This window comes from Winogradskyella psychrotolerans RS-3, assembly GCF_000427335.1.
Lineage (GTDB): Bacteria > Bacteroidota > Bacteroidia > Flavobacteriales > Flavobacteriaceae > Winogradskyella > Winogradskyella psychrotolerans.
In genome coordinates this window covers 62,962-82,866 of the sequence record NZ_ATMR01000089.1, presented here as the reverse complement: position 1 = coordinate 82,866, position 19,905 = coordinate 62,962, and the positions used below count along the sequence as shown (strand labels likewise).

The window sequence follows — 19,905 nt, the reverse complement described above, 5'->3', positions numbered from 1 at the left end:
ATTGAAAGTACTTGATAAGCATACATGGAATAGGCAGGCTCATTTTGAGTTCTTTAATACATTTGTAGATCCTTATTTCGGAGTGACATTTAAAGTAGATGTTACAAATGCTTATGAGTATTCACGTCATAATGAACCCTCTTTTTTTGTAACCTATTTACATGCTACAATGCAGGCTATAAATGACGTTGAGAATCTAAAATACAGAATAAATGAATCAAATGAGGTTGTTGTTTTTGATACCATTCATGCCTCACCAACAATTTTAAGGCCTAATAAAACCTTCGGATTTTCATTTGTAAAGTATGATGCAGATATTCTTAAATTTCAGAGCAATTTTTTAAAAGAAAAAGAAAGAATATTTGGTTCTAATGAATTATTTCCACCTATAAATTCAATGGATTGTGTGCATTGTTCGTCTTTGCCATGGGTGAATTTTACAGGTCACAAAGAACCATTTAAAGGAGATAAAGAATCTATACCAAAATTAGCGTTTAGCAAAATGGAAAGTGTAGGGTCAAAAAAAGAAATGCAAGTCGCTATCAGTGTAAATCATGCCTTGGTAGATGGCTATCATATTGGGCTATTTAATGAAAAATTACAATTTCATTTAAATAGTTATTAAATATAAACTAAGTTGTTATTTTTGTTAAAGATATAAAGTAAATGATATACAAAAATTATCCAATGGTGTCCAGAGTTGTTTTCGGACGTGGAAGTTTTAATCAACTCGATGACATCCTCTCTCTAAAGCGTAAAGGACGCAATGCACCATTTATATTTTATGTTGATGATGTCTTTAAGGGCAATCATTGGTTAACGTCTCGCATTACATTATCCTACAAGGATAAAATTATATATGTACCTACTAAAGAAGAGCCCAGCACAGGCCAAATCGATCAGTTAGTTGAAGATATTATATTAGAATATAGTGAGCTTCCATCTGGTATTATTGGTATTGGTGGAGGTACAGTTTTAGATATTGCAAAAGCAGTGTCTTTAATGCTGACCAATAAAGGAGAATCTAAAGATTACCAAGGTTGGGATTTAATTAAGCATGCTGCGATTTATCATGTTGGTATTCCAACAATTTCTGGTACAGGAGCAGAAGTATCTAGAACCACAATTTTAACAGGCCCAGTACGTAAATTAGGTATCAATAGCGATTATACTCCTTTTGATCAAGTGATTTTAGATCCTGAATTAACTAAAGATGTTCCAAAAGATCAGTGGTTTTATACTGGGATGGATTGCTTTGTACATTGTGTGGAGTCGCTTACAGGAACATACCTTAATGCCTTTAGTGAAAGTTATGGAGAAAAGGCTTTTGAGCTCTGTAAAGAAATCTTTTTAGGAGATTCCTTAAGTGTGGAAGAAGCACAAGACAAATTAATGATGGCTTCTTGGCATGGAGGTATGAGTATTGCCTATTCGCAAGTTGGTGTAGCACACGCAATGAGTTATGGTTTAGGCTATCTCTTAGGTGTAAAACATGGTATTGGTAATTGTATTGTTTTTGATCATTTAGAAGCGTTTTATCCTGAAGGTGTAGCTATTTTTAAAGAGATGAAAGCTAAACATAATATTGAAATACCTTCGGGTATTTGTGCCGATTTAGATCAAAGTCAATTTGATATTATGATTGACGTAGCACTAAGTTTAGAGCCACTTTGGGAAAATGCCATCGGTAAAAACTGGAAAACCATTATTACCAGACAAAAGCTTTTAGAGCTTTACAAAAAAATGTAACATGCGCTGGTTAGCCAAATTTATATATTTTAAAGTATTGGGTTGGAAGGTTGTTGGAAACACTAACTTCTCAAAAGATAAAATTAAAAAATCAATCATAATTGCTGTGCCTCATACCAGTTGGCATGACTTCTATATAGGCGTATTGCTTCGCAAGGTTACTGGTGTTAAAACCAATTTTGTTGGTAAAAAGGAATTATTTGTTTGGCCATTTGGGTATTACTTTAGAGCTATTGGAGGCAGCGCACTCGATAGAACGTCTGGTCAAAATAAAGTAGAAGCTATTGCAAAACTATTTGCAGAAAAGGATGTGTTCCGATTAACATTAGCACCAGAAGGCACTCGGAAAAAAGTAGAAAATTGGAGAACAGGATTCTACTATATCGCTAAAACAGCTAATGTGCCAATTATAATGTTTACACTAGATTTTAAGAACAAGCAGAATAAGATATCAGAACCTTTTTATCTTACCGATGATATTGAAGCTGATTTTAAAGCGATGAAAGCATTTTTTAAAGGTGTTGAAGGAAAGGTAAAAGAATACAGCTAATTAGATATGTCTTAATAAGAATTTGGCACGAGAATTGAAGTATTTATATTGCAATGAAACATAAAGTAAACTCCAAGTCCCTAAAAAGAAACATTGCCCCAAAAGCTATCCAATTTAATTAGATAGCTTTTTTTATGCCATAAATTTATCCAAAAGATAATTGGTCTGACTTTGAAGCTTATTTTTAAAGAACTGCATACCTCCAAAGAAAATGCCTTTGATTCCCATAGCTTGTTTTGCCCATTTATGTAAGTTGAATTCGTCCGTATGTTTAATAATTAATCCATCTTTAAATTCAAAAGACGCATCAATCTTATTATGAACTTTGCGTCCCGTTTTGCTGAAATTATAAATAGCTTCCCAATGTGCAGAACCTGTTTTATCGTTAGCATTTATGTCGGAAAATTCAACGTTAAACCCTTTTCCTTTTTGAGATTCACATAACATTAACCACATGGCTTTAGCACGTTCGCCTTTCAAAATTCCAAACGCAGGATCTTCAAAAACAACGTCTTTATGATAGCAAGATGCCATGGTTGGTCCATCACATTTTTTTAAAGCTGTATAAAATTTTTCTACGATGTTTTCCATAAGGTTAAAATTAGTTTAAAGATTTATAAAACCATTCCATACAAAAATACGTAAGTAGAGTGCTATTACCCCATATTCTTTTCTTCGAATGGGATTTAATTGCTATGAAAAGGAAAGGCCATCTTTAACGAGATGGTCTTTTTTTAGTTGATAGTAATTGTATTTCTAAAACCGATGTCTGTCTGTTGGTCAAATAAAAATTCAAAATAACCAGCATCACCTTTTTGTCCTTGTATTGTAGTTTTTGCTCTACCGATTTCTAATCCAGATTTATTATAAGCCTTGGCAATCACTTCGGTGTTAAGCGCTGTTTCAAAAATTAAATATAAGGTGAGTTTGTTGTTATTATTATGGCTTCGACTATCAACAGTGTAGACTCCCGTTTTTAAACCATTTTTCAACAAGCTATCGGATAATATAATTTTGCATTCTAAGGTTTTGTCTACGCCTTCTGAAACACCATCAAAGAATTCTGTCGCAGATTCACCAACCATTTCACCTCCTTTATTTAAACCTTCTTTAGTTTTGTTTGCGATGCGGTTACAAGATAATAAGCACAAAGCAAAAAGTAGAATTAGTATACGGAATGGATTCATAATAAAGGTGTTTAAGCGTACTTTAAATAGCGAATTTAGCGTGTGTATTTCTTAATCTTGTCAATAATCTTCTGCAAATTATAATATACAAATTCATTCGTTTTTGCATAATAAAACGAGATAAAGCAAACAACAGAAAGAAATAGTATAGCGCCAATTACAGCTTGCCAAGGCTCTAAGGTTCTACCAATGAGTTGGTGTAGTCCAAGACCAGTAAAACTACCATAAATGATTATAAAATGAATAACGTAAATGGATAGCGTTTTCTGTCCAATTTTTAAAATTAACGGTTGTTTTATGTAATTCTCTGCTAAATAGAATAAAGAGAACAGAATTAACACATCTCCTAATCTGGTAAACAAATAATTATAATAAGCAACCTCCTTTAAAATTGAAAAGTCGAAGACGTAATAGAGTCTCATTAATAATTCAGATGATCCAAAAATGAACGCAATTCCGAAGACAAAAAAGCCAGATACTATAGCTGTTTTGAATTTTGGTCGTTCTACATAACGATAAAATAACGTGGCTATAAAAGCACCAAAGGCCACATAACCAAACCATGGGATTATAGTAAAAATAGAACCATTTTCCTTAGATAAATAGTTTGAAAACACCACAGGGATTTCAGGTAATTCTAGATAGCGATACAAGGGTTCGGTCATAAAAACAGCTAAACCAAGAAGTAACATAACGATTGAAAACAGCAAAGTTTTTTTAAATGCGAGCCTGTAGATAAATACAATAAGTATAAGAGAGAGTCCGATGCATTGCAGTACATCTATAACTAAAAAATAACTTGAAAATTTACCCATTAACCATTCAAAAATTGGGGCACGCAACAAATAACCAATACCAATAAGCATAAAGCCTCGCATTAGGCCTTTTTGCATACGCTTCTTAATCGTTCCGTTTTGTTTCGCTCTTATCAATAAATATGAAAAAATAAGGCCAGAAATCGTGAAAAATGTCGGTGCCGTAATTCCTCTTAAGTATTCCCAAACTTTAAAAGCGGTATAACTATGGTTTCTGTATGAAGGTTCTAGCAGTGTATCTATAAAGTGCCCTTGTAGCATCATTAAGATAGCAAATGCTCTAACAGCATCTATAAAATATAAACGGTTTGCGCTCAAGTTAAAGTTGGTTGGTATGCAAATGTACTATTTTAGAGTTGGAATAAAATAATATAACGATTTTTTGGAGTGTGCTTGTCGTTTTATTCACTGTGTTGTACCACAGTATTATTTTATTAATATTTCAATATCTTTTGGTGTAAAGTATTCTTCTTTTGCGCTGAAAATAGTGTGAAAATTTCCCTTTATAGTTATTTTAGGGTTTACAAGAAGTTCTGATTTAGCTACACTATCTATTATATTTAATTCATGTATTTCTAAAATGATGCTTTCTTTTGATTCTGAAATTAGTCCCTTAAAAGTCTTTTTAAATGGTTCCGTTTTTGAAATGGTAAACTCATCGATATATTCGCTTTCGTCTGTCGTCAAACTTGGTCCCTCAATGAAATGTTTTTTTAATTCTTGTGAGAATCCTAATTCCGTGCTTGTTGTATGAAATGAAATTTTTAAATTATCAAGATTTTTCTTAATTCTGATTTTCTTTTCTCCACTCCTAGGAGATACTATAACCGTTATTTCAAAGTTGTCATTAACTCTATATGATGCTTTATCTGTTAGGAAATACATTTCGGTATCAGAAAAGTCATTTTGATTGCAACTGGAAGTTAAAATTAAAAGTAGTGAATATGCTAATATGTTCTTCATTTCTCAAATGTTTTAAACTTTAAATAACAGTCATCATTCTCAATGACTGTTATAAAGCGCTAAGCCAAGATAATATCTTCCTGATTAAAAATCAATAACTTAGATTCTCGTCTATAAATTAATTATAAACATTCTATTATAAATTAAAACGGTTTACTACATTTATAATCTATGGAATTTTTAAATCAACTACTCAGTGACTTTTCATCATTAGCTTGGGGTTTGCCTTTGCTTATTTTATTAATTGGTGGAGGTTTATATTTATTAATACGCTCTCACTTTTTACCGTTTCGGTATTTAGGCCATGCGCTAAATGTGCTTAGAGGAAAATATGACGACCCCAATGATCCTGGAGAAATTTCTCATTTTCAGGCGTTGTCAACCGCATTATCAGCAACCGTTGGTATGGGAAATATTGCAGGTGTTGCTGTTGCTATATCTATTGGTGGACCTGGCGCCGTGTTTTGGATGTGGATTAGTGCCGTAGTTGGGATGTCTACAAAATTCTTCACATCTAGCTTAGCGATTATGTATAGAGGTAAAGATAGTGCTGGCGAAATTCAAGGTGGTCCAATGTATTTTATTACGGAAGGCTTAGGGAAATCTTGGAAGCCTTTAGCTGTGTTTTTTAGTCTTTGTGGACTAATTGGCGCCTTACCTGTTTTTAATGTCAACCAGCTTACGCAAGCTTTAAATGACATTTTATTAATCCCGAATGGAGTAGAAGTCGGGTTAAAATCGAATCTTATCATTGGTTTTGTTTTAATCAGCATTACAGCTTTAGTTATTTTAGGTGGTATAAAGCGTATTGGAAATGTAGCATCGCGATTAGTACCAACTATGGTCGCTTTATATTTTGTATTGGTTATTATCATTCTTGTAGCGCATAGCGATGTTTTAGTATACTATTTAAAACTGATATTTACAGATGCATTCGCTGCTAATTATTATCCAAAAGACGATACTTTTTTAGGTGGAGTTTTAGGAGCGCTAATTCTACATGGAATTAAGCGTGGAGCGTTTTCAAACGAAGCCGGAATTGGTACAGCACCAATGGCTCACGGAGCAGCTAAAACTGATGAGCCTATACGCGAAGGTTTGGTCGCTATGCTCGGCCCTGCAATAGATACATTAATTGTTTGTACACTTACAGCTTTAGCTATTTTGGTTACTGGTGTTTGGGAAACGACTTCCAATAATGGAGTGAGTCTAACGGCTTCAGCCTTTGCAGATGTTATGCCTAATTATGGTAAATACTTATTATTAGTTTGTATCGCTGTTTTTAGTATGAGCTCGCTATTTTCATACTCATATTATGGCACAAAATGCATGTCGTTTCTCTTTGGTGCAGACAAAAAGCATTACTACAATTATTTCTATATTTTGAGTATTCTCATTGGTGCAACTACAAGTTTAAGTATGATGATTAACCTTATTGATGGCATCTTTGCTTTAATGGCAATTCCGACGATGTTGGCGACGCTAATCTTAGCACCAAAAGTTTTAGTTGAGCTTAAAGCGTATATAAAACGAATGAAAGAAGACTAATTATTTACTTACTGAAGCTTTAAATTGCTGAGGCGTCATCATTTCAGTTTTCTTAAACTGTCTGTTAAAATAACTGGTATTATTAAATCCAGATTGAAAAGCGATTTCAGACATTCTTAAATTTTGAGATGTTTTAATAAGCTTTTTAGAAAACTTAATCTTTTCCGAATTTATATAGTCGATAGGTGAAATGCCTAAGGTATTTTTAAACTGCTTATGAAAGTGAGATGTACTCATATAGGCTTTCTCTGCTAATTGATCAACGGAAATATCTTTATTGGTTAGATTGTCTTTTATGAATTTAATAACGGTTCCTATTCTGGTATCTGTAAATATATGACTGTCATTAGTGATTAAAGATTTGGCTTTAGTTTGAAGCAATCTTACAATTAATTCCTGAATCATTAAATCTAACAATACATCTTTAGACGTGTTGCTGTTGGTAAACGTATAGGTTAAGCGTTCAATTAAATGATTGACATCTACATTATTGATTAAATGAGAACTAGTGGCGTCTAAGTCCCAATTATTGTTTTCATTTTCTATGGCAACATGATGATTAAATTTCCCAACGACTTCTTCAATCTTAAACGCATCAATACCTAAAGCTAAACATTGCGTAGGTTTATGTTTTGTAGCAATTGGGAAATCTATGACCATTTCCTTATTGGTTGGCATTACAACGGATTCTCCAGGAAAAAAATCAAAAGCATCAAAACCTTCTAGGTGCATTACTTTTTTTCCTGTAAGCATACTTGCTATAATAGGAAAATCAAATTTTAAAGATACTTGCTCTGCAATAACGTGAGTTTCATAAATGTTCAATTCAGCATATTCAGCATTATAAGTAGTTCTATTTTCTACTAATGTGCTTAATTTTCTATGGCTTTTATGTTTATCTAATAAACCTCTCATGTTCAATATTACAAAAAAATAGTCTTAAAAATTGTTAATAATAGATATGTTCAAAAAGATAATCAATATGTTCAAGATAATTAGGATTTGATAAAATAACTTTATCAAAACTAAAGTATAGATAATTTTTATGCTAAATAAATAAATTATTAACAATAAAACTAATTAAGGTATGAGCTATTCAAAACCAGAATTTAAAGACAAGTATTTCAATTTTATAAACGGAAAGTTTGTGCCGCCAGTTGGTGGAGACTATTTTGAAAATACATCTCCTATTGATGGAAGTGTCATTGCAAAATATCCAAGATCACAAAAAGAAGATGTAGAAAATGCAGTTGACGCTGCAAATGCTGCAAAAGAAGCTTGGGGAAATACGCCTGCAGCTGAACGCGCTAAACTTTTAAATGAGGTCGCAGATATTATAGAAGCGAATTTAGAAGAATTTGCCGTTGTTGAAACCTGTGATAATGGAAAACCTATCCGAGAAACGTTGAATGCAGATATTCCTTTAGCTGTAGATCATTGGCGTTATTTTGCTGCATGTATCAGAGCAGAAGAAGGTAGTGCTACAGAGTTAGATCAAAATACCTTATCCATGAATATTAAAGAACCATTGGGTGTTATTGGTCAAATTATTCCATGGAATTTTCCGTTATTAATGTTGTCTTGGAAATTACCTCCAGCATTGGCAACCGGTAATTGCGTGGTATTAAAGCCGGCAGAACAAACTCCATCGTCAGCAACATTATTAATGGAGAAAATTGCAGATGTTTTCCCTCCTGGTGTATTAAATATTATTCATGGTTTTGGTCCAGAAGCAGGGAAACCTTTAGCGTCGAGTTCTAAAATTGATAAAGTGGCGTTTACAGGAGAAACGACTACAGGCCAATTAATTATGCAATATGCATCTAAGAACCTAAATCCAGTGACTATGGAATTAGGTGGAAAATCGCCAAACATATTCTTTAATAGTGTAATGGATGAGGATGATGCCTTTTTAGACAAAGCCATTGAAGGAGCTGTTTTATTTGCGTTTAATAAAGGTGAAGTGTGTACATGTCCTTCACGGATTTTAGTGCAAGAAGATATTTACGATGCATTTATGGAGCGCGTCGTAGCAAGAACGAATGCTATTGTTCAAGACAATCCTTATGATGTGAATACACAGGTTGGTGCGCAAGCTTCTAACGATCAGTATGAAAAAATACAATCGTATTTTAAAATTGGAAAAGAAGAAGGCGCAAAAGTATTAACAGGTGGTGAAGCCAATAAATTAGAAGGTGATTTAGCTAATGGTTTCTATATTAAACCAACGATATTAGAAGGTCATAACAAAATGCGCGTTTTTCAAGAGGAAATTTTTGGACCAGTCGTTTGTGTCACAAAGTTTAAAGATGAAGCTGAAGCATTAGAGATTGCTAATGATACCATGTATGGACTTGGAGCAGGAGTTTGGACGCGTGATGCACATCAACTATACCAAATACCGAGAGCGATTAAAGCAGGTCGTGTTTGGGTAAATTGTTATCATGCTTATCCAGCACATGCACCATTTGGTGGCTATAAAAAATCTGGATTTGGTAGAGAAAATCACTTAATGATGATGAGTCATTACAGACAAACTAAGAATATGCTAATTTCTTATGATAAGAATAAATTAGGTTTCTTTTAGGAGTTGATTAATTCATAGAAAGAAGCGGTCTAAAACTAAGAAATAATTTAAAATTACTTTTTTTGACGGCTTCTTTTTTTTAGATTAAAACATAATCACTGATAAAATATAATTAAATTTTAGAACTCGTATCATAGTATTCGGTTCCTAAAATTTTTTAAAATGAGACCGTATTTTATCAGTTAGTTACAATCAAGTCTTTGCTCTTTGTTCTAAAAGCGAAGCGGTCTTCAATCTTTTAATCATATAGAAACATGAAACGCGTAGAAATAACAGATAAAGCAGCAGAAATAGTTAAACAACTTAAAACTAAGCATGGCGATTTAATTTTTCATCAGAGTGGAGGTTGTTGTGATGGTTCCGCTCCAATGATTTTTGAAAAAGGAGATATGTATCTAGATGAAAGTGATATTCTTTTAGGTGAAGTTGAAGGGGTGAATTTTTATATGAACCAAGATCAGTTCGAATATTGGAAGCACACCCACTTAACCGTTGATGTTACTGAAGGTAGAGGCGCGAGCTTTTCGTTAGAAATACCGCTAGGTCTTCGGTTTTTAATTCATTCACGATTATTAACTGAAGAAGAAGCTTCTTTTTTTAACCCAAAATAACTACCTTTTTAAACTCAAAAAATAAGAATAGAAAATGAGTAATTATCACATTAAACAATTTGAAGAATATTTTCAAGTTTATAGAAAATCAGTCCGTAATCCAGAACAATTTTGGGAAGAAATAGCCGAAGAACATTTTACGTGGAAAAAGCGGTGGTCTAATGTTTTAAGTTATGACTTTAAGAAAGCGGAATTTAAATGGTTTGAAGACGCCAAACTTAATATTACTGAAAACTGTATTGATAGACATTTGCATACTAGAGGTGATAAAACGGCTATTTTATTTGAGCCCAATAATCCAGATGATGAAGCAGAACATATCACTTATAAACAATTACATGAAAGGGTTTGTAAATTCGCTAATGTTCTTAAAAGTAAGGGCATAAAAAAAGGAGATGTAGTTTGTATTTACTTGCCTATGATTCCGGAATTAGCAATATCAATTTTGGCCTGTGCAAGAATAGGAGCGATTCATTCAGTAATTTTTGCTGGCTTTTCTGCAACAGCAATATCGTCTAGGATTAATGATTGTAACGCAAAAATGATGATTACATCAGACGGTTCTTATCGAGGTTCAAAAACTATAGATTTGAAAAGTATCGTTGATGAAGCGTTAAATGAAACACCAGGAATTGAATCGGTTTTAGTTGCTAAACACATTCAATCGGATATTAATATGAAAGACGGTCGTGATTTTTGGTTAGCACCACTTTTAGAAGACACCTCCTCAGATTGTGCTGCAGAAGTTATGGATGCTGAAGATCCTTTGTTTATTCTCTACACCTCTGGTTCTACAGGAAAACCAAAAGGAATGGTTCATACTATTGGCGGCTATATGGTTTATACAGCTTATACATTTAAAAATGTTTTCCAATATCGCGAGGAAGATATTTATTGGTGTACAGCAGATATCGGTTGGATTACAGGGCATAGTTATATTGTTTATGGGCCTTTGGCAAACGGAGCAACATCTGTAATGTTTGAGGGTGTACCAAGTTATCCAGACTACGGACGTTTTTGGAATATTGTAGAGAAACATAAAATAACACAGTTTTATACTGCACCAACGGCTATTAGAGCACTAGCAAAACAGGGTACGGAATTTATAGAAAAATATGATTTATCCTCATTAAAAGTATTAGGATCTGTAGGCGAACCTATAAATGAAGAAGCATGGCATTGGTATGATGAAAACGTTGGAAAAAAGAAGAGTCCGATTGTAGATACCTGGTGGCAAACCGAAACAGGAGGCATTATGATTACTCCAATTCCGTTTTCTACACCAACCAAACCAACCTATGCAACCTTACCGTTTATTGGTGTTCAACCAGCATTAATGGATGAAAATGGTCAAGAGCTAAAAGGCAACCAAGTAGAAGGGCGCTTGTGTATTAAATTCCCTTGGCCAGCAATGGCGAGAACGATTTGGGGCAATCATCAACGCTATAAAGACACGTATTTTTCTGCATATGATAATATGTACTTTACAGGAGATGGCGCCTTAAGAGATGAGGTTGGGTATTATAGAATAACCGGTCGCGTGGATGATGTCATAATTGTTTCTGGTCATAATTTAGGAACAGCTCCAATTGAAGATGCAATAAACGAACATCCAGCAGTTTCAGAATCTGCCATTGTAGGTTTTCCACATGATGTTAAAGGAAATGCTTTATATGGTTATGTAACCTTGAAAGATGTTGGAGAAAGCCGAAACCATGAAAATTTAAGAATGGAAATCAATCAGCTTATTACAGATCGAATTGGTCCTATTGCTAAGCTAGATAAAATTCAGTTTACAGAAGGTTTACCTAAAACAAGATCTGGTAAAATTATGCGACGCATTTTAAGAAAAATTGCAGCTAATGAAACGGATCAATTAGGCGATACAAGTACATTATTGAATCCCGAAGTCGTTCAGGATATTATTAATAATGTGAAATAAAGTGTATTAAGACTAAAATTAAAATCCTAAAACTTTATTTAAGTTTGGATTTTTTTTTTTTTTGAAACCGTAGGGTTATCTATTCAGATTTAGAATCTTTTGATTTTTGAACAATAGCTTTTAAACGTGCTTTGCGCTCTTCAACTTGAGACTTTTTCTTATTCTTTTTCTGATTAATAAGTTTCGTATGCTTGGCTTTGTTATTTGTGTTTTTCTCTTTGCCTTGTTTTGCCATTGTGTTTAAAATTGTTTTCAGGGTGCAAAACTAAGCATAATTTAATATAAACATAATAGTATTGTTTGGTTCTGAGATTTAAGAATACCATTTACTTTTTTATCTTCGCTTCAAATTAAAAAATGTTATGCTAAAAGCAGTATTATTTGATATGGATGGTGTTATTGTTGACACGGAACCTTTACATCGAAAAGCCTACTATCAAATGTTCAACGATGTTAATATAGAAGTTGATGATTTACTTTATGAATCATTCACAGGGCAATCTACCATCAATATTTGTAAACGATTAGTCGATCATTTTAGTTTGAATGAAACACCAGAACGTTTAGTTAGTATTAAACGAAAGCATTTTAAATTTTGTTTGAAAACGATTCTGATCTCACTTTGATTGAAGGTGTTTTAGAACGTATAAAAGATTACCATTCCAACGGCTTAAAATTAGTCGTAGCGTCTTCAGCTTCTATGCCGAATATAGACCGCATTTTTAATCGTTTTGAATTGAATCAATTTTTCGTCGGTAAATTCAGTGGTGCGGATTTAGAAAAATCGAAACCGCATCCAGAGATCTTTATTAAAGCGGCAGAACACACCGGTTTTAATAAATCGGAATGTATGGTGATTGAAGATTCTACCAATGGTATAAAAGCAGCACATTCCGCAGGTATTTTTTGTGCAGGCTTTAAAAGTGAACATTCTTCTGGTCAGGATTATACCTTAGCTAATGTGATTGTTTCTAGTTTTGATGAACTATCGTTTTTAAATCATAAAACGTTTTTTAATCAGTCTATGTAATTTGTAACTATTTTACTTTTTTATAGTCTTATTATAATAAATCCCATTATTAGTATGAAATTCAATTCAGCCTTACTTATAATTCTAACTTTTGTTCAATTTACGTTTTCTCAGAATGCAGAACTAACTACTGAAATTCAAGATCATATTAAAGCACGCGTAGATGAAGGTTTTAATACAAGTGTAGCATTAGCCTATATAGCTGGAGAAAATGTCACCTATTTTAATTATGGAAATACCGAAGTTAAAAACGGAAAGCCAGTAGATCAAAATACGATTTATGAAATCGGGTCAATTTCTAAAGTTTTTACAACTATTATTCTAGCTGATGAAGTATTAAAAGGAAATATGAATCTTAGTGATCTTATTTCAAAATACTTACCTAAAACGGTAATTGTACCTCAGCGAAATGGAAAACAAATTACAATTAAAGATTTAGCAACTCATACCTCTGGTTTGCCAAGAATGCCAGGTAATTTTGAACCCGCAGATTATTCTAATCCGTTTGCTGATTATTCAGTAGAAATACTTTATGAATTTTTATCGTCTTATGAATTACTGAGAGATATAGGATCTCAGTATGAATATTCAAATTTAGGAATGGGATTATTAGGTCATATTTTAGAATTGCATACAGGAAAAACTTATGAAGACCTAGTTAAAACGAGAATTATAGATCCACTAGGAATGAAAAGTACTGGTATTGTTTTATCGGATGCCATGAAAGCTCAATTAGCCGTAGGACACAATGAGCAATTAGAAGTTGTAAATAATTGGGATTTAAATGTATTAGCTGGTGCAGGTGCAATACGATCTACAACTAGTGATATGGTTAAATTTATAAAAGCGAATACTTCTACTAATGACACGTCATTAAATAAAGCCATGAAGTTAAGTCATCAAATTGCTTTTTCTGACGAAAGTGAAAGCTTTAATATCGCATTAGGATGGCACTTTGCTAATAATAACACAATAACTTGGCATAATGGGGGTACTGGTGGTTACAGAGCTTTTACAGGTTTTTTAAAGGATTTCAGTAAAGGAGTTGTGGTTTTAACTAATTCTGTTTCGAGTGTTGATGCTGTAGGAATGAAATTACTGGACGCACCTTTAACTTTAGAATTGCCAAAGAAATCTGAGTTTCCAGACGAAATAGAAGTTTCTGCTGCGGTTTTAGAAAATTATATAGGAGTATATCAATTAGCACCTGAATTTTCATTGACGATTAAAAGAATAGAAAATCAACTTTATTTACAAGCCACTAATCAACCACAATTTAAAATTTTTCCATCGGCAAAACATAAGTTCTTTTTAAAAGTTGTTGAAGCAAGTATTACGTTCAGCACTAATGATGCAGGAGAAGTGAGTGCTTTGACTTTGCATCAAGGTGGACAGAATTTACCTGGTAATAAGGTAGAGTAGTTTTATTTTTCTTTTTTAGGATTTCGAAGTATAGCTTTTTAATCGATGTACATAAGCCTATTTATTTCTTAGTCATACTTCTGCATGAGTTTTTCTTGCGATTAAGTCTATAAGTTTATTAATTGTTTACCTTATGCTTTCTAGGGCTGAGGTTGGTGTTGGCTAATAGTTAATTAGTTACGAATATGTCTTGTTTAGATATTTCTTATCTTGTACGTCATCAAACATATACTAATTAACAATTTATCATTATGAATATCAAAAAACGAAATACCTTAAGACTATTGTCTTTAGTGTTACTTGTGTGTGCGTTTATAGCACCACAAAATTTAGAAGCTCAGCGCAAAAAGAAAGACAAAAAGAGTAAAACTGAAGTTGAAGCACCGAAACCTAAAAAAGATAAATCCATAAAAGATCTTACTAAGTCAAGCAAAAAGATTGAAGGCCTTTTTACAATGTATAGAGATACCATCACAGGTAGTTTGCAGATGGTTATCAGTGATGCCCATTTAGGTAAAGATTATATTCATTTTAATCAAGTCGCAAATGGTGTTACTGATGCTGGTAGATTTAGAGGCGCCTATGGAGGTTCAAAAGTTTTTAAGGTAAAGAAATACTATGATAAAATAGAGTTTGTATCTCAAAACACATCCTTTTATTTCGATCCCGAAAGTGCTATTTCTAAATCTAAAGATGCTAATACTAGTGAAGGTATCATGGCAACTGTAAAAATTGAGGCACATGACAAAGAAGAAGGCTTATACCTTATAAAAGCCGATGATTTATTTTTAAAAGAAACGTTTACTCAGGTAAAACCACCGCGTTTCCCTGGCTCTAGTCCAATGGCTTTTAGTCTTGGTAATCTAGATAAGACAAAAACAAAGATTAATTCAATAAAGAATTATGAAGATAATACAAATCTTGAGGTTGAATATGTATACTCAAGTCCTTCTGTATTAAATGGAGGATCTCAAGCTATAACTGATGGCAGAAACGTAAGTATTAAGGTGTTTCATAGTTTAATAGCCATGCCAGATAATAGTTATGAACCTCTTTTCGATGATCCAAGAGTTGGTTATTTTACAACCCAAGTTGAAGACCAAACAGCGACTAATTCTACGCCATATAAAGATTTAGTGCACCGTTGGAATTTAATTAAAAAAGATCCTGAAGCGGCAATCTCAGAACCTGTAAAACCAATTACATGGTGGATGGAAAATTCGACACCAGTAGAATGGCGGGAAACAATTACACAAGGAGTTTTAGAATGGAATAAAGCGTTTGAAAAAGCAGGATTTAAGAATGCAATGGTCGTAAAAATGCAACCAGATGATGCCGATTGGGATGCTGGTGATATTAACTATAATGTATTACGTTGGACGTCTTCTCCAAATCCACCTTTTGGAGGTTATGGACCAAGTTTTGTAAATCCTAGATCAGGTGAAATAATTGGTGCAGATATTATGTTAGAATATGTGCATTTTACAAATAGAGTTTTCTACGATCAGTTATTTGATTTGGCAAAAGCTGATGTTGAATTTAATGCATCAGAGTATTTAAAAAAGAATAAAGTATTATGTTCTTTTGGTCATGTAATGCACGAAAACAGCTTATTTGGGCAAGCATTAATTGAAACGACAGGTGGCTCAGATTTAGAAATGGCTCGTATGAAAAAAGAATCGATGCTAGCTTTAATTATGCATGAGGTGGGGCATACACTTGGACTTAATCATAATATGAAAGCAAGTCAGTTATTTTCACCTGAAGAATTAGCGGACAAGGATTTTATTGAAGGTAAATGTTTAACAGGATCTGTAATGGATTATGCTGGTATTAATATTACAAATGATAGAGCTAAACAAGGTCAGTATTATGACACATCAGTCGGTCCTTACGATGTTTGGGCAATTCAGTTTGGATACATGCCTTTTAAATCAGAACAAGAAAAAGTAGCGTTGCTTAATAGAAGTACTGAACCAGAATTAATATTTGGTAATGATGCAGATGATATGCGTGCACCAGGAAAAGCAATTGATCCTAGAGTAATGATTGGGGATTTGTCTAACGACCAAATTGGGTATTCTATTGATAGAATTAAGTTAGTTGATAGCATGATGAGTGGTGTTAAAACTAAATTTGCTAAAACCGGAGAATCATATCAAGAATTAAGACGTGCTTATTACTTATTAAGTGGGCAACGTGCAACTGCTGTAAATGTCATTTCAAGATTTATTGGTGGCGTTTATGTCGATAGAGCAATGATCGGACAAGAAGGCGGATCGCAACCGTTTACTCCTGTTAGTTTAGAAGATCAAAAACGTGCAATGAATGCTTTAACTAAATATGCTTTTGCGCCTACAGCTTTTAGTGCACCAAGTGAGTTATATAATGATTTAGCTATGCAACGACGTGGTTTTGGTTTTATGAGAGGTACAGAAGATCCTAAAATTCATCAACAAGTATTAACATATCAACAGAATGTATTGAGTCATGTTTTACATTATAATACCTTACAGAGAATAACAGATAGTGAGTTGTATGGTAACGAATATAGCTTGTCTACATTTATGACAGATTTAAATTCGGCTGTTTTTAAAGCGGATATTAATGGTAATGTGAATTCGTTTAGACAAAATTTACAAATTTCATATACCAATACCCTCATAGATATGTTAACAGGAAAACAGAGTAGTCGTTATTCTAATAATGCAAAATCAATGGCATTATACAATTTAAAGCAAATTAGATCTATGGCTGCCGTTACAGGTAATGTGTCTAGCAAAGCTCATAAGGAACACCTGCGCACACTAATAGATAATGCACTTAAAGAGGTAAAATAAATAGAAGAGTTTAGAATAGAAAAAAGCACAAATTGCATTGCAATTTGTGCTTTTTTTAGTTGTAATTTAATTCTTAACCTTCGAATTCCATGTCGTCTCCGCCACCATTTCCACGTTCACCAGAACGATCTTTGTTGTTTAACCTTTGGTTAAATCTATAGATGAAAGAAACATTAACTTGACGTTGTCTCCATTGAAATTCGCTATAACGACTGTAGAAATCTGTAGTGGTTACAGATTCGTATTTTCTAGAATTAAGTAAATCTCTAACGTTTACAGATACCGTTGCTTTTTTGTTTAGTATTTCTTTACTGAATGCTAAGTCTAAAGAGAAAATACCTTCGGTATCCGATTGTGCATCTTGTCTTGCTCCCCTGTAGAAAGCACTGGTTTGCCAATCTATAGCTAAAGGTAAAGTGACTTTAGAACTAAAACGAGCGAACCAACTTGTGTTTTTTGCTCCATAATCGACTCCATTAAAATCACCTTCGGTTTCAAATTGAAAGAAGTTAAAACTAGAGTTTAAGCGCAGCCATTTTTCAGGGTTGTACATCAAACCAAGTTCAGCACCAGTTCGTTTGTTAGTCGCTAAGTTAATAGGGATTGTTCTAATGATATCAATACCATCTGTAGTTGTTTGACCTGTGTTTTCTTGTACACGCTCAAAAGAATCTGTTTCGTGTTGGTAGTAAATTGATGAAGTAAGTGTAAACTTTTCCCAACGTTTTAAATATCCTAAATCAAAAGTACTAGAGTATGCAGGATCTAAATTAGGGTTTCCTTGAAAAACATTAGTTCTACTAGAACGTGATGGGAAAGGGTTAATATACCAACCACGAGGACGATTAATTCTTCTATTATATCCAAGTGTAACACTTTCTTCATTCCCGTTATCCGATGTGTTTAGATTATAAATAAAGTTAACGGTAGGGAATAGACCTAAATAATTATTGTTAAAATCAGTATCGATAGGAAAACCGAATTCAGCAACCAATTCTTGTTCTGTTAGGCGTGAATCAATTTTTCCTTTTAGTTGCGTGTTTTCTAATCGTAACCCAAATAGGTAAGAGAATCGTCCAATTTTAGATCCGTATTGCGTATAGAGTGCGTTTACGTTTTCTGTATAATCGAAAATATTAGAAATTGTATCATTAACGACTAGGTTTCCAAAGTTTCCATTTTCTATATCTTCTTGCTCTAATTGATAATCTGTATTGCTATTTTTAAAGTTTCCACGATAACCAGCTTCAAAACGAGAATCTTTTCCTAAAGGCAATACGTAATCTGCTTGAACTAGATATTCTTTTTGATCTTCATATGTATATTCTTGTTCAATTTGAAATACATCAGAATTAGACGGATCTGTGAAGACGTAATCTTCATTCAAGTAAGTAAGCCCATCTTCTTTATCTTTTTCATATTGAAAATCAGCAGTTAACTTATGGTCACTATCCTCGCCAAAGCGCTTTACATAATTAAGTGCCACTTGATACTTATTATCTTTCTCTGTTTCTTTCTCTCTTCTTAAGGTCTGTTCAATAAGCGTATAGCTATCATTAAAACGATCACTATTATTTGTAGAGATATCAGAGTCATTTCCGAAGTTGTAAAACAAACTACCTGTTACAGATGAAGATTCATTTAGAAAGTACTCCATACCGATGTTAGCGTTGTAGTTTCTGCTTAAACGATCTACATTTTGGTCTTCAATAATTTTTCTAAATTCAAGTTCTCTTAATTGTCCATCTTCATCATAAGTATCATAGTAATCAACATCAGTGAATGTTGTACGTGGAGCATCAGAATAGCGCCATCCAAAATTTGAAAAAAGATTATATTTTTCTTTACGGTAATTTAAAGTAGCAGATACTCCTAAATTATCAGGATTACCAGCGGTTAAATTTACAGACCCATTAAAGCCTAATGTTTCTTTTTGTCTAAGAATAATATTAAGGATTCCTGCTGTACCTTCAGCATCGTATCTTGCAGATGGTGAGGTAATCACTTCGACACGCTCAATAGCTTCTGCGGGTAATTGACTTAATATATTGCTATCACCAAAACCTGCCATTGCGGAAGGTTTTCCGTTAATTAAGATACGAACGTTCTCATTTCCTCTAAGACTAATGGCTCCTTCTACATCTACTGCAACAGAGGGTACATTGTTAAGCGCATCGCTTACGGTTCCACCAGCAGTCGTTAAATCTTTACCAATGTTATAAACTTTTTTGTCTAATTTTATTTCGACTGTAGTACGTTCTGCAACAACCATAACTTCATTTAAAGAAGCGACATCTAAAGCCAAACTAATGGTCCCTAAATCGGTATCTTTGTCAAAATTTCGTTCTGGGAAATTTTTTGTTTTGTAAGAAATGTATTCTACAGATATGATATAAGTCCCTATAGGAACTTCAATATTAAATCTACCTTTAGTATCAGTAATACCACCAGTTATAATTTTGTTATCTGTTTTAGTTTTAACGACAACTGTAGCATATTCTAGTGGAATATTAGTGTCTTCTTCAATAATGGTTCCTTCAATTTTTAAGTCTTTTTGAGCAAAAGAAAAACTAAAACAAAAATTAACAAGAAAGCGGTAATAAGGCGTAATTTCATCACAAATGTTTAAAGGTTATTAGTCTATTAGACTCGCAAAAATAC

General features: G+C 33.2%; 16 protein-coding genes and 1 pseudogene. 10 read left to right on the top strand and 7 right to left on the bottom strand.

Going from position 1 to position 19,905, the window contains the following annotated elements:
- Position 1: 1 nt before the first annotated feature.
- The 3 genes from ADIWIN_RS06260 to ADIWIN_RS06250 are packed head-to-tail and all read left to right on the top strand — an operon-like array spanning position 2 to position 2,299.
- Complete coding sequence (locus ADIWIN_RS06260; protein WP_040756653.1) at positions 2–625, top strand: CatA-like O-acetyltransferase; 624 nt, start codon at positions 2–4, stop codon at positions 623–625.
- A 41-nt stretch (positions 626–666) separates the two neighbouring features.
- The gene (locus tag ADIWIN_RS06255) at positions 667–1,749 is read left to right on the top strand and encodes an iron-containing alcohol dehydrogenase family protein (protein ID WP_040756652.1); all 1,083 of its coding nucleotides are present in this window, start codon (positions 667–669) and stop codon (positions 1,747–1,749) included.
- 1 nt (position 1,750) lies between these two features.
- Positions 1,751–2,299 carry a 1-acyl-sn-glycerol-3-phosphate acyltransferase gene (locus tag ADIWIN_RS06250; protein WP_020897881.1) on the top strand — a complete coding sequence of 183 codons (549 nt, stop codon included), beginning with the start codon at positions 1,751–1,753 and terminating at the stop codon, positions 2,297–2,299.
- Between the two features lie 132 nt (positions 2,300–2,431).
- On the opposite strand, the gene ADIWIN_RS06245 is transcribed toward ADIWIN_RS06250, so the two are convergent.
- The 4 genes from ADIWIN_RS06245 to ADIWIN_RS06230 all read right to left on the bottom strand — a co-directional run bounded on the left by ADIWIN_RS06245 (position 2,432) and on the right by ADIWIN_RS06230 (position 5,264).
- Positions 2,432–2,890 (bottom strand): nuclear transport factor 2 family protein, encoded by a 459-nt coding sequence (locus ADIWIN_RS06245; RefSeq protein ID WP_020897880.1) that lies wholly within the window; start codon positions 2,888–2,890, stop codon positions 2,432–2,434.
- 143 nt (positions 2,891–3,033) lie between these two features.
- Positions 3,034–3,486, bottom strand: a complete 453-nt coding sequence (locus ADIWIN_RS06240; RefSeq protein ID WP_020897879.1) for a hypothetical protein — start codon at positions 3,484–3,486, stop codon at positions 3,034–3,036.
- 35 nt (positions 3,487–3,521) lie between these two features.
- Positions 3,522–4,619 carry a heparan-alpha-glucosaminide N-acetyltransferase domain-containing protein gene (locus ADIWIN_RS06235; protein ID WP_020897878.1) on the bottom strand — a complete coding sequence of 366 codons (1,098 nt, stop codon included), beginning with the start codon at positions 4,617–4,619 and terminating at the stop codon, positions 3,522–3,524.
- Positions 4,620–4,727: 108 nt separating this feature from the next.
- On the bottom strand, positions 4,728–5,264 hold the full coding sequence (locus tag ADIWIN_RS06230; protein WP_020897877.1) for a hypothetical protein: 537 nt from the start codon (positions 5,262–5,264) through the stop codon (positions 4,728–4,730).
- 171 nt (positions 5,265–5,435) lie between these two features.
- Between ADIWIN_RS06230 and ADIWIN_RS06225 the strand changes: the two genes are divergently transcribed.
- Positions 5,436–6,812, top strand: a complete 1,377-nt coding sequence (locus tag ADIWIN_RS06225; RefSeq protein WP_020897876.1) for an alanine/glycine:cation symporter family protein — start codon at positions 5,436–5,438, stop codon at positions 6,810–6,812.
- On the opposite strand, the gene ADIWIN_RS06220 is transcribed toward ADIWIN_RS06225, so the two are convergent.
- The gene (locus tag ADIWIN_RS06220) at positions 6,813–7,727 is read right to left on the bottom strand and encodes an AraC family transcriptional regulator (RefSeq protein WP_020897875.1); all 915 of its coding nucleotides are present in this window, start codon (positions 7,725–7,727) and stop codon (positions 6,813–6,815) included. It abuts the gene before it with no gap.
- A gap of 172 nt (positions 7,728–7,899) precedes the next feature.
- Between ADIWIN_RS06220 and ADIWIN_RS06215 the strand changes: the two genes are divergently transcribed.
- The 3 genes from ADIWIN_RS06215 to acs all read left to right on the top strand — a co-directional run bounded on the left by ADIWIN_RS06215 (position 7,900) and on the right by acs (position 11,952).
- Positions 7,900–9,399 carry an aldehyde dehydrogenase family protein gene (locus ADIWIN_RS06215; RefSeq protein ID WP_020897874.1) on the top strand — a complete coding sequence of 500 codons (1,500 nt, stop codon included), beginning with the start codon at positions 7,900–7,902 and terminating at the stop codon, positions 9,397–9,399.
- Positions 9,400–9,653: 254 nt separating this feature from the next.
- Positions 9,654–10,010 carry a DUF779 domain-containing protein gene (locus ADIWIN_RS06210; protein WP_020897873.1) on the top strand — a complete coding sequence of 119 codons (357 nt, stop codon included), beginning with the start codon at positions 9,654–9,656 and terminating at the stop codon, positions 10,008–10,010.
- A gap of 34 nt (positions 10,011–10,044) precedes the next feature.
- Entirely contained in the window at positions 10,045–11,952 is a 1,908-nt protein-coding gene (acs, locus tag ADIWIN_RS06205) for an acetate--CoA ligase (protein ID WP_020897872.1), read from the top strand.
- Positions 11,953–12,031: 79 nt separating this feature from the next.
- Here acs and ADIWIN_RS20820 read toward each other — a convergent pair whose 3' ends face one another.
- Positions 12,032–12,187 (bottom strand): hypothetical protein, encoded by a 156-nt coding sequence (locus tag ADIWIN_RS20820; protein WP_020897871.1) that lies wholly within the window; start codon positions 12,185–12,187, stop codon positions 12,032–12,034.
- 127 nt (positions 12,188–12,314) lie between these two features.
- On the opposite strand from ADIWIN_RS20820, the pseudogene ADIWIN_RS06200 reads away from it, so the two are divergent.
- The 3 genes and pseudogenes from ADIWIN_RS06200 to ADIWIN_RS06190 all read left to right on the top strand — a co-directional run bounded on the left by ADIWIN_RS06200 (position 12,315) and on the right by ADIWIN_RS06190 (position 17,244).
- Positions 12,315–12,982: pseudogene (locus ADIWIN_RS06200) on the top strand (HAD family hydrolase).
- A gap of 54 nt (positions 12,983–13,036) precedes the next feature.
- Positions 13,037–14,404 (top strand): serine hydrolase, encoded by a 1,368-nt coding sequence (locus ADIWIN_RS06195; protein ID WP_020897868.1) that lies wholly within the window; start codon positions 13,037–13,039, stop codon positions 14,402–14,404.
- Between the two features lie 251 nt (positions 14,405–14,655).
- Positions 14,656–17,244, top strand: a complete 2,589-nt coding sequence (locus ADIWIN_RS06190; RefSeq protein ID WP_020897867.1) for a zinc-dependent metalloprotease — start codon at positions 14,656–14,658, stop codon at positions 17,242–17,244.
- 73 nt (positions 17,245–17,317) lie between these two features.
- On the opposite strand, the gene ADIWIN_RS06185 is transcribed toward ADIWIN_RS06190, so the two are convergent.
- Positions 17,318–19,855: a TonB-dependent receptor gene (locus tag ADIWIN_RS06185; protein ID WP_040756651.1), complete on the bottom strand. Its 2,538-nt coding sequence runs from the start codon at positions 19,853–19,855 to the stop codon at positions 17,318–17,320.
- Positions 19,856–19,905 lie beyond the last annotated feature (50 nt).

Bases quoted from the DNA above. Each gene is read 5' to 3' on its own strand.
- ADIWIN_RS06255 (WP_040756652.1), top strand. From the start codon at position 667: ATGATATACAAAAATTATCCAATGGTGTCCAGAGTTGTTTTCGGACGT.
- ADIWIN_RS06250 (WP_020897881.1), top strand. From the start codon at position 1,751: ATGCGCTGGTTAGCCAAATTTATATATTTTAAAGTATTGGGTTGGAAG.
- ADIWIN_RS06245 (WP_020897880.1), bottom strand. From the start codon at position 2,890: ATGGAAAACATCGTAGAAAAATTTTATACAGCTTTAAAAAAATGTGAT.
- ADIWIN_RS06240 (WP_020897879.1), bottom strand. From the start codon at position 3,486: ATGAATCCATTCCGTATACTAATTCTACTTTTTGCTTTGTGCTTATTA.
- ADIWIN_RS06230 (WP_020897877.1), bottom strand. From the start codon at position 5,264: ATGAAGAACATATTAGCATATTCACTACTTTTAATTTTAACTTCCAGT.
- ADIWIN_RS06225 (WP_020897876.1), top strand. From the start codon at position 5,436: ATGGAATTTTTAAATCAACTACTCAGTGACTTTTCATCATTAGCTTGG.
- ADIWIN_RS06220 (WP_020897875.1), bottom strand. From the start codon at position 7,727: ATGAGAGGTTTATTAGATAAACATAAAAGCCATAGAAAATTAAGCACA.
- ADIWIN_RS06215 (WP_020897874.1), top strand. From the start codon at position 7,900: ATGAGCTATTCAAAACCAGAATTTAAAGACAAGTATTTCAATTTTATA.
- ADIWIN_RS06210 (WP_020897873.1), top strand. From the start codon at position 9,654: ATGAAACGCGTAGAAATAACAGATAAAGCAGCAGAAATAGTTAAACAA.
- acs (WP_020897872.1), top strand. From the start codon at position 10,045: ATGAGTAATTATCACATTAAACAATTTGAAGAATATTTTCAAGTTTAT.
- ADIWIN_RS20820 (WP_020897871.1), bottom strand. From the start codon at position 12,187: ATGGCAAAACAAGGCAAAGAGAAAAACACAAATAACAAAGCCAAGCAT.
- ADIWIN_RS06195 (WP_020897868.1), top strand. From the start codon at position 13,037: ATGAAATTCAATTCAGCCTTACTTATAATTCTAACTTTTGTTCAATTT.
- ADIWIN_RS06190 (WP_020897867.1), top strand. From the start codon at position 14,656: ATGAATATCAAAAAACGAAATACCTTAAGACTATTGTCTTTAGTGTTA.